The 9362-nt window shown below is 68.3% G+C and carries 10 protein-coding genes; 9 read left to right on the forward strand and 1 reads right to left on the reverse strand.

Annotated features, from left to right (window positions below; genetic code table 11):
• The 5 genes from AC1DU6_RS11960 to AC1DU6_RS11980 all read left to right on the forward strand — a co-directional run.
• The coding region (locus AC1DU6_RS11960; protein ID WP_477857411.1) for a YggS family pyridoxal phosphate-dependent enzyme at positions 1–638 on the forward strand (638 nt) is incomplete at its 5' end.
• Positions 635–1312, forward strand: coding sequence for a c-type cytochrome (locus AC1DU6_RS11965; RefSeq protein ID WP_457323991.1), 678 nt, complete (start codon positions 635–637; stop codon positions 1310–1312). The genes AC1DU6_RS11960 and AC1DU6_RS11965, both read left to right, overlap by 4 nt.
• Positions 1309–2586 carry a c-type cytochrome gene (locus AC1DU6_RS11970; protein ID WP_457323992.1) on the forward strand — a complete coding sequence of 426 codons (1278 nt, stop codon included), beginning with the start codon at positions 1309–1311 and terminating at the stop codon, positions 2584–2586. Before AC1DU6_RS11965 ends, AC1DU6_RS11970 begins: the two co-directional genes overlap by 4 nt.
• Before the next feature lie 211 nt (positions 2587–2797).
• Entirely contained in the window at positions 2798–4345 is a 1548-nt protein-coding gene (locus AC1DU6_RS11975) for a methyl-accepting chemotaxis protein (RefSeq protein WP_056193022.1), read from the forward strand.
• Between the two features lie 28 nt (positions 4346–4373).
• Complete coding sequence (locus tag AC1DU6_RS11980; RefSeq protein WP_056193025.1) at positions 4374–4691, forward strand: energy transducer TonB; 318 nt, start codon at positions 4374–4376, stop codon at positions 4689–4691.
• A 98-nt stretch (positions 4692–4789) separates the two neighbouring features.
• Here AC1DU6_RS11980 and AC1DU6_RS11985 read toward each other — a convergent pair whose 3' ends face one another.
• Positions 4790–5188: a cold-shock protein gene (locus AC1DU6_RS11985; RefSeq protein WP_157281153.1), complete on the reverse strand. Its 399-nt coding sequence runs from the start codon at positions 5186–5188 to the stop codon at positions 4790–4792.
• A gap of 108 nt (positions 5189–5296) precedes the next feature.
• Between AC1DU6_RS11985 and ylqF the strand changes: the two genes are divergently transcribed.
• From ylqF to AC1DU6_RS12005, 4 genes are all read left to right on the forward strand, one after another.
• Positions 5297–6262, forward strand: a complete 966-nt coding sequence (ylqF, locus tag AC1DU6_RS11990) for a ribosome biogenesis GTPase YlqF (protein WP_457323993.1) — start codon at positions 5297–5299, stop codon at positions 6260–6262.
• 65 nt (positions 6263–6327) lie between these two features.
• Positions 6328–7722 carry a wax ester/triacylglycerol synthase domain-containing protein gene (locus AC1DU6_RS11995; protein ID WP_477857414.1) on the forward strand — a complete coding sequence of 465 codons (1395 nt, stop codon included), beginning with the start codon at positions 6328–6330 and terminating at the stop codon, positions 7720–7722.
• Entirely contained in the window at positions 7719–8885 is a 1167-nt protein-coding gene (locus tag AC1DU6_RS12000; RefSeq protein ID WP_477857416.1) for an acyl-CoA dehydrogenase family protein, read from the forward strand. The genes AC1DU6_RS11995 and AC1DU6_RS12000 overlap by 4 nt, the downstream gene beginning before the upstream one ends.
• A gap of 17 nt (positions 8886–8902) precedes the next feature.
• Positions 8903–9362 (forward strand): thiolase family protein (locus AC1DU6_RS12005; RefSeq protein ID WP_477857417.1); only part of this gene is annotated, 460 nt, incomplete at its 3' end.

The following is a 9362-nucleotide window of genomic DNA, read 5'->3' on the forward strand; positions in this document are numbered from 1 at the left end:
TCGCTGCGGCATGTGCCTCGGCCGGCCGCCCACCCCAGGCGGTCCGTCTGCTCGTCGTCAGCAAGACCTTCCCGGCCTACGCCGTGCGCGAGGCCTTTGAGGCCGGCGCCCGCGCCTTCGGGGAGAACTATGTGCAGGAAGGCCTGGCCAAGGTCGGCGAGCTGAGCGATCTGCGCGGCCAGATCGAATGGCATCTGATCGGCCCGCTGCAGTCCAACAAGACCAAGCCCGTGGCCGAACAGTTCGATTGGGTGCACAGCGTGGACCGGCTCAAGATCGCCCAGCGGTTGTCCGAGCAACGGCCGGCCGACCTGGCGCCGCTCAATGTCTGCCTGCAAGTCAACATCAGCGGCGAGGCGAGCAAGAGCGGCCTGCTGCCCGATGACGTGGCGGCGCTGGCTCGCGAGGTCGCAACCTTGCCCCGGCTGCAGCTGCGTGGCCTGATGGCGGTGCCCGAACCCGGCCCCGAAGCGCTGGCGCAGCATCGGGCCATGGCCGCGCTGTTCGAGACGTTGAAGCAGGCCGGCCTGGCCCTGGACACGCTGTCGCTGGGCATGAGCGCAGACCTTGAGGACGCCATCGCGGCCGGCTCGACGATGGTGCGCGTCGGCAGCGCCATTTTCGGAGCGCGGGGGTGAAGGCCGCCTGGCTGCTGACCCTGACCGCGCTCGCGGCCCAGGCCCAGCCCGTCCCTGACACGCTCGCTCAGCGAGCGTTGGCCTGCACCGGCTGCCATGGCAAGGAGGGGCGCGCCGCACCCGACGGCTACTACCCCCGTCTGGCCGGCAAGCCGGCCGGCTATCTCTACAACCAGTTGCTGAACTTCCGCGACGGCCGGCGCGACTACGGTTTGATGAGCGAACTCATCGCGCCACTGTCCGACGCCTATTTGGAGGAGCTGGCCGGTCATTTCGCATCGCTGGACCTGCCCTATGCGCCGCCGCAGAAGTCTGGCCTTGCGGCTACCGAGCTGGCCCGCGCCGAGGCGCTGGTGAGCCGCGGCGACGCCGCCCGCCGCTTGCCGGCCTGCACCGCCTGCCATGGCGAGCGCCTGACGGGGACTCAGCCCGCCATACCCGGTCTGCTCGGTCTGTCGCGCGACTATCTGAACGGCCAGCTCGGCGCSTGGCGCAGCGGACAGCGCCGCGCCCAGGCGCCGGATTGCATGGCGCATATCGCCAAGACCCTGACCGAGCCTGAGATCAACGCGATCACCCAATTCCTCGCCGGCCGGGCCCTGCCGGCCGACCCGCATCCCGCGCCCACCCTGGCTGCCCCGCCGCCGTTGCGCTGCGGCGGCCTGCCGCCATGAAGCGCCTCTTGATCGGCCTCGCGTTGCTGGCCCTGCTGGCCATTGCCACCGCTTTCGGGTTGCTGGCCTGGCAACGCGCCCTGGGCGACGCAACGCCGCCCTCCGCCGCACCCGTCAGCCTGGAACGCGGCGCCTACCTCGCCGCCGTGGGCAATTGCGCCGGCTGCCACACGGCCCGCGGTGGTGAACGCCTGGCCGGAGGCCGGGCGATCCCGACGCCTTTTGGCACCGCCTTCTCATCCAATCTGACGCCCGCCGCCACCGGCCTGGGTGGCTGGAGCAGCAACGACTTCTGGCAGGCGCTGCATTTCGGCCGCAGCCGCGACGGCCGACTGTTGGTGCCGGCTCACCCGATCACCAACACCACCCTCGTCAACCGCGAGGACGCCGACGCCCTGTATGCCTGGCTGCAGGCCCAGCCGCCCGCGGCCGCGCCACGCCGCGAGCATGAGCTGCGCTGGCCTTACGGGAGCCAGCTGGCCGTCGCCGTCTGGCGGACCTTGTACTTCCGGCCCGGGGTCTATCAATCCGACCCGGCCCGGGACGCGGCCTGGAACCGCGGCGCCTATCTCAGCCAGGGCCTGGCCCATTGCAGCGCCTGCCACGCCGGCCGCGATGCCCTGGGTGGCGACCGTGGTGCAGCGGATTTCCGCGGTGGCCTGCTGGCCGGCCTGGGCTGGGTGGCCCCTTCGCTGCATGACCCGGCCGAGGCCGGTGTGCAGCGTTGGCCGACTGAGGTGCTGCAACGCTGGCTGCGCGACGGCAAGGCGCAAGGTCATGTGGCGCTCGGCCCCATGGCCGAGGTCGTCATCGGCAGCACCGCGGCGCTGGACGATGCCGACCTCGCCGCAATGAGCAGTTATCTGCGTGCCTTGCCCGAGCAGGCCGTTGCCCGCTCCGAGCCGGCCGAGCCGGATGCGCGCCGCCGCAAGCGCGGCGCCGGCCTCTACCGCGAGCACTGCGCGGCCTGCCATGGCGAGCAGGGCCAGGGGCGGCGCGACGCGAGCGGTGCCCCCGCCTACCCTGCGCTGGCCGGCAGCCGCCTGGTCACCCAGGCCAGTGCGGCCAACCTGATCCGCCTCATCGAGCGCGGCGGCTTCGCACCGGCGACGCCCGGCAACCCGCGCCCCTACGGCATGCCGCCCTTCGCGGGCGTGCTGGGCGCCGAAGACCTGGCMGCGCTGACCAGCCATCTGCGGGCATCCTTCGGCCACGCTGCAGGTGAAGTCGATGCCGTCGAGGTGCTGAGGCTGCGCGCCGTGGCGGCCCGTTGAACCCACAAGCCCCTGGGCGCGGGGGGCCGACGTGAACGACTTCACGCAAGCCTGCCGCAGGCAGGTAGCAAATGGTCACAGGTCGCGACACACTGCGCGCGGCTCCCGGGTAGGGCCGTCAAAAACAGGGCCGAGAGCCCTACAGTCGTCGTTGAATTCAAGAGCGGCAGCCCGCCGCCGATACCCGATCACCGGACAAGGACCTGAACAGATGAACTTCCTGACGCAATTGCGCATCGGCCATCGGTTGGCCTTGAGCTTTGGCCTGCTCATTTTGCTGCTGGTGGGGATCGGCATTTACGGCGCGAAGAATGCGAACGGCCTGGCCAAGGATCTGGACCGCACCGCCAACTCCAGCCTCTTCAAGATTGGCGCAGCCAACGGTCTGGAAAGCCAGGTCAACATCATTTCCCGCGCCGTGCGTGACTTGCTGCTGCTGGATACCGCTGGTGCCATCAAGAAGCAGAAGAAGGCCGTCACCGACGCGCTTGAAGAAGGCGAAAAGCAGCTCAAGAGCCTGGAAGATGCTGTCTCGGGTGACGGAGAAAAGGCCGCCATCGCCGAGGTGCGGGGTCACAAGGCCAAGTTCCTGGCTGCACTCGAAAAATTCCAGAAGATCCAGACCGACGGCACGCCCGACGAGGCTCGTGAAAGCCTGATAACCGACCTGCGCCCCGCCCAGGCGGCCCTGCAGGAAGGCCTGAAGAAGCTGGTCGACATCCAGTTTGAAAGCGGCAAGGCACTGGCCACGTCCGGTGTCGAACTGGCCCGCTTCTCCGTCTGGGTGACCATCGTCCTGCTGGTCGTGGCCGTGGTCATCGGCATCGGTGGCGGCCTCGTCATCACCCGTTCCATCGTCGCCCCGGCCCGCAAGGCCCAGCTGGCCGCCGAGGCCATTGCCGCCGGTGATCTGACGCAGGACATCCAGGTCGAAGGCCGCGACGAACTCAGCCAGATGCTGCAGGCCATGAAGGACATGCAGCAGGCTCTCTCGGGCGTTGTGCGCGATGTGTCCACCGCCGCCAGCGAGGTGGCCCAGAACTCCGGCTCCATTGCCGACAGCAATTCCAATCTGGCCGAGCGCACCACGCGTTCCGCCGCCAGCCTGCAGAACACCGCCGCTTCGGTGGAAGAGATCGCCTCCACGCTCAAGGGCGCCAGCGATCTGACCCGCCGCGCGGCTGGCATCGCCGTGACGGCCCGCCAGGCCGCCAGCAATGGTGGCGCCGTCGTCTCCAAGGTCGTCGAGACCATGGAAGAGATCAGCGCCAGCTCCAAGAAGATCGGCGACATCATCGGCGTCATCGACGGCATCGCCTTCCAGACCAACATCCTGGCCCTGAACGCGGCCGTGGAGGCCGCCCGGGCCGGCGAACATGGCCGCGGCTTCGCCGTGGTGGCCGCCGAAGTGCGTGCGCTGGCTCAGCGCTCGGCCGGCGCCGCCAAGGAAATCAAGGTGCTGATCCAGGAATCGACCGTCAAGGTCGAAAACGGCACCACGCTGGTCAACAACGCCGGCGTCACCATCCGCAGCGTCGTCGACGAAGTCAACAACATGGGTCAGTTGATCGAGGAAATCTCGCACTCGGCCCAGGAGCAGGCCACGGGCGTCGGCGTCGTCAACGGCGCCATGAACGAGCTCGACAAGGCCACGCAGCAAAACACCAGCCTGGTCGGCGATCTCAGCCGCTCGGCGGACGCCCTGCGCGACAGTTCGACGCGGCTGATCGAGGCGGTCGGCTTCTTCCGCGCCGCCTGACCCCATCAATTACTTTCCGAGGCTCGCCATGTCATTCCTGCGTTCCGCCACCATCCTGGCCGCCAGCCTGATGCTGGCCCTGGCCGCTCAGGCCGCACCCAAGGTCGTCAAGAAGGTGCCGCCTGAGTTCCCAGCCGAGGCCTCCAAGAAGGGCATCTCCACCGGCTCGGTCAAGGCCAAGATGACCATCGAAGCCGACGGCAAGGTCAGCGACGTCGAGATCGTCGAAGCCGAACCCAAGCGGGTCTTCGACCGCGCCGTGAAGGCGGCGCTGATGGAGTGGAAGTTCGAGCCCGGCGAAAAGGCCACTCACGAAGTCAAGCTCGTCTTCAAGAACGAGGACTGAAACCCGACCGAGCACAGTGCCTGCGCACTGTGCGACGCGGGTTTCAGGACAGCCGGCATGCAGGCCGGCTGGCATGAGCAGCGCCCGAGAGCCGCGCCTCAGCGCTTCATCACCGGCAACTCGCCGGTCCGGTCCGCGGGCTGCCACCAGTGCACCCCACCCGCCACCAGCATCACCGTGACCACGGCGCCCCCGGCCAGCAAGCCCAGGCGCCGTTTCTTTTGGGCCTGACGGGCGCGGACGCGGGTGCCGCCCGCCGATGCGCGCAGCGCCGGGCTGAGATGGGCCTGCGACAGCCGCTTCAGATTCACCGCCTGCTTGCGGCCGTCACGGCTCGTGACAATTTCAAAGCTCAGCGGCTCGTCCATCCGAGGACCCTCGCCGTCTGTCGGGAACGCGGCCAAGCCGACGAAGACTTCCTCTCCCCCGCCAGAGGGCCGGATGGTGCCGTAGCCGGCATCCTGGTTCCACGCGCTCAGTACGCCTTCGAATCTCATATTCACCTCAACGACTACCCCCAGATCTTGGGGGATGCGGCGCAGATCGCCGCAACCGGATGTAAGCCACCGACAATCCGCCCTCCCAAATTCCCACCTCCCCTGCGCATGCCCATCAACTGGTTCCCCGGCCACATGAATTCCACCCGTCAGGCGATCAAGGATCGCGTGAAGGCGGGGCTGGACGTGGTCATTGAACTGCTCGACGCGCGCCTGCCCGGCTCAAGCAGCAACCCGCTGCTGGCTGCACTGACGACGGGCCGGCCGTCGCTGAAGGTACTGAACAAGCAGGACCTGGCCGACCCGGCCCAGACCGCCGCCTGGCTGGACTACTACAACGCCCAGCCGCACACCCGCGCCATCCCGCTGGATGCCGGCGACAAGGCGCCGGCGCGCGCCCTCATCAAGGCCTGCCGCGAGCTCGCACCGCTGCGCGGCGACATGCACAAGCCGCTGCGCGTGCTGATCTGCGGCATTCCCAACGTTGGCAAGAGCACGCTGATCAACACCCTGGTCGGCAAGCGCGCCGCCAAGACGGGCGACGAGCCAGGCATCACCAAGATCGAGCAGAAGTTCGTGCTGGAGAACGGCTTCTACCTGTTCGACACGCCGGGCATGCTGTGGCCGCGCATCGCCATCGAGCAGAGCGGCTACAACCTGGCCGCCAGCGGCGCCATCGGCCGCAATGCCTTCGACGAGGAGGAGGTGGCGCTGGAGCTGATTGCCGTGCTCAAGCGCCACTACCCCGAGCGCCTGCAGCAGCGCTACGGCCTCACCGAGCTTGGCGCCGACGACGCCGTGCTGGAGGCCATCGGCACCAAACGCGGCGCCAAGGTGCGCGGCGGCGGCGTGCTGATGCACAAGGCCGCCGAAGCGTTGCTGATGGACTTCCGCGGCGGGGCGCTGGGCTGCATCACGCTGGAAACCCCTGACGAGATGACGGCCTGGCGCCGGGCCGCTGCAGAGGAGGAAGAGCGCAAGGCCGCCGAGGCAGAGGCCGCGCGTCTGGCCGACAAGGAACGCCGCAGCGGCAAGCGAAAGTCGTCCAGCGGGGACGCGGAAACAAGCGCGTAAATTCCCGGCCTTGACCGTCTCACCGGCGCGCCTATGCTGGGCCGCCCGGAACGACACGAGACATCATGAGCCGACTCTCCCTGCTCGACCTCGCCTTCTTCATCGCCGAAAGCGAGGCCAGTCCCAAGCATGTGGCGGGCCTGCACATCCACCAGATTCCCAAGGGTGGCGGCGCCAACTTCGCCAAGCAGCTCTATGAGGAGTTCCTGACCCACACCGACGTGCAGGCGCCCTTCGATGCCGTCATCAACTTCGTCTCGCCCACGCTGATGCCGAGCTGGAGCACGGCCGAATCGGTGGACCTGGCGCAACACGTCTTCTTCCACAAGCTCAAGGCCGGCCAGAACGACCGCGAGGCCCTCTATGCCTTTGCCGCGGAGTTGCACGAACCGGTGCTGGACCGCAGCCGGCCGCTGTGGGAGGTGCATGTCATCGCCGGTCTGTGGGACAAGCAATTCGCCATCTACTACAAGATGCACCATGCCGTGGCCGACGGCATCACGATGACGCGCTGGGGCGTCGAGTCCCTGCGCGCGACGCCCGACGACGACACCGTCACGCCGGTCTGGATCTTGTCGCACGCGCGCCGCGCCAGCGGCCTGTCGCGCAAGAAGCGGCTGGATCAGGCCGTCGCCGGCACCGTCTGGAAGCAGCTCACCGCCAACAGCAAGCGCGCCGTCGGCATCGGCCGGCTCACGGCCATGCTGGCGCTGGAAGCCATCAAGCTGACCAAGAACGCCATCGCCCTGCCCTTCATGGCCAGCCGCGGTACACCCTTCACCGGCAATGCCACGCCAGGCCGCCAGTTCGCCACCGCCGCCGTGCCCATGGCCCGCATCGATGCCATCCGCAAGGTGTCGCGCGCCACGCTCAACCACGTGGCCCTGACCTGCCTGGACGGCGCCATGCACCGCTACCTGGCCGACGAGGGCATCGAGCTGGACCGGCCCATCACCATACAGATGCCGGTCAACCTGCGCCGCGAAGGCGAGAAGAGCGGCGGCAACAAGATCGGCATCATCCTGGTCGACCTGTCGCCGCCCACCGATGACGCCTATGTGCGGCTGCGCAATGTCGGCTATTCGCTGCGCAATGTGCGCACGATGATCGACGCCGTCGCGCCCGAGGCGGTCGAGACCTACACCATCCTGACCGGCCTGCTCGGCCAGATCGCCGGCATGCTCAAGCTGGCCGATGTCGTCACGCCCATGGGCAACACGCTGGTGTCCAACGTGCCCGGGCCGGCCGAGCGCCTGTACATCAAGGGCGCACCGTTGCTGGAGATGCACCCCATGTCGACACTGCCGGCCACCCATCTGCTCAACATCACGTTGTTCAGCTATGCCGGCACTCTTTACTTCGGCCTGATTGCAACCGACGCCCTGCCCAACCTGGGCCGGCTGGCGGCCTATGTGGAGGAAGAGATCGCGACGCTGGAAGAAGCCGTCGGCATTTCATGAGTCTTCCGCTCTTCCCCTCGAACTGGATGACCGAGGAGCACCACCTGCTTCAGGACAGCGCCGCGCGCTTCTTCAGCGAGCGCTGGGTGCCGCGCGCCGCAGCCTGGCGCGCAGCCGGCCTGATGGAACGCGACACCTGGCGCGAAGCCGGCACCCAGGGCCTGCTGTGCGCGGCCATGCCGGAAGCCTTCGGCGGTAGCGGCGGCGACTTCGGCCATGAGGCCGTCATCGTCATGGCGGCTGCGCGGGCCAACCTGGGCGGCTTCGGCGGCAGCGTGCACTCGGCCATCGTCGCGCCCTATCTGCTGCGCCACGGCAATGACGAGCAGAGGGCGCGCTGGCTGCCAGCGATGGCCACCGGCGAGCGCGTTGGCGCCATCGCGATGACGGAACCGGGCACCGGCTCTGACCTGCAGGCCATCCGCACCCGCGCACGCCGCGTCACTGACGAAAAGGGCGACCACTACGTCATCAACGGGCAGAAGACCTTCATCACCAATGGACAGAACGCCGACCTCATCGTCATCGTCTGCCGCACCGGGGACGCACCGGGTGCCAAGGGCTTGTCGTTGGTCGTCGCGGAGATCGATGCCGGCACGACGGGCCTGACGCGCCGTCGCCTGGACAAGATCGGYCTGCACGCCCAGGACACCAGCGAGCTTTTCTTTGATGAGCTGCGCGTGCCGGCCGCCAACCTGCTTGGGTCAAGCGAGGGCCTGGCCTTTGGCCAGTTGATGGGCGAACTGCCGCAGGAACGCCTCGTCATCGCATGCCAGGCCGTCGCGATGACGGAACGCGCGCTGGACGACACGGTGGCCTACGCCAAGCAGCGCGAGGCCTTCGGCCAGCCGATCTGGAACTTCCAGAACACCCGTTTCGTGCTGGCCCAGGCGCAGAGCGACGTGCTCGCCGCCCGCGCGCTGCTCGATGCCGCCATCTCGGCCCATCTGAAAGGTGAGCTCGACGCCGCCCGCGCGGCGCTGGTGAAGGCCTGGTGCAGCGACCTCGCCTCGCGGCTGACCGACGCCTGCCTGCAGCTCTTCGGCGGTTATGGCTACATGCTGGAGACGCCGATTGCCGAACTGTGGGCCGACGCCCGCGTGACGCGCATCTACGGCGGCACCAATGAAATCATGAAAGAGCTGGCTTCGCGATCCATGTGAGGCCCCTGGAGACCCCCATGTTCGACGCCTATCTCTACGGCCATTGCCGCACGCCGCGCGGCAAGGGCAAGCCCGACGGTTCGCTGCACGCGGCCACGCCGATCTGGCTGGTGCGCAGCGTGCTGCAGGCCCTGCAGCAGCGCACCCGGCTCGACACGTCGTTGGTCGACGACGTCATCCTTGGCTGCGTGACACCCATCGCCGAGCAGGGTGGCGACATCGCCCGCATCGCCGTGCTGGACGCCGGCTGGGCGCAGTCGGTGGGCGGCGTCACGCAGTCACGCTTCTGCGCCTCGGGGCTGGAGAGCGTCAACCTCGCAGCGGCCAAGGTGGCCAGCGGCTTCGAACGCCTGGTCGTGGCCGGCGGTGTCGAGAGCATGAGCCGCGTGCCCATGGGCAGCGACGGCGGCGCCTGGATGCTGGATGAGCGCGTCGTCAGCGCCATCGGTTTCGTGCCGCAGGGCATCAGCGCTGATC

The sequence above is a fragment of the Roseateles sp. P5_B10 genome, from assembly GCF_056400485.1.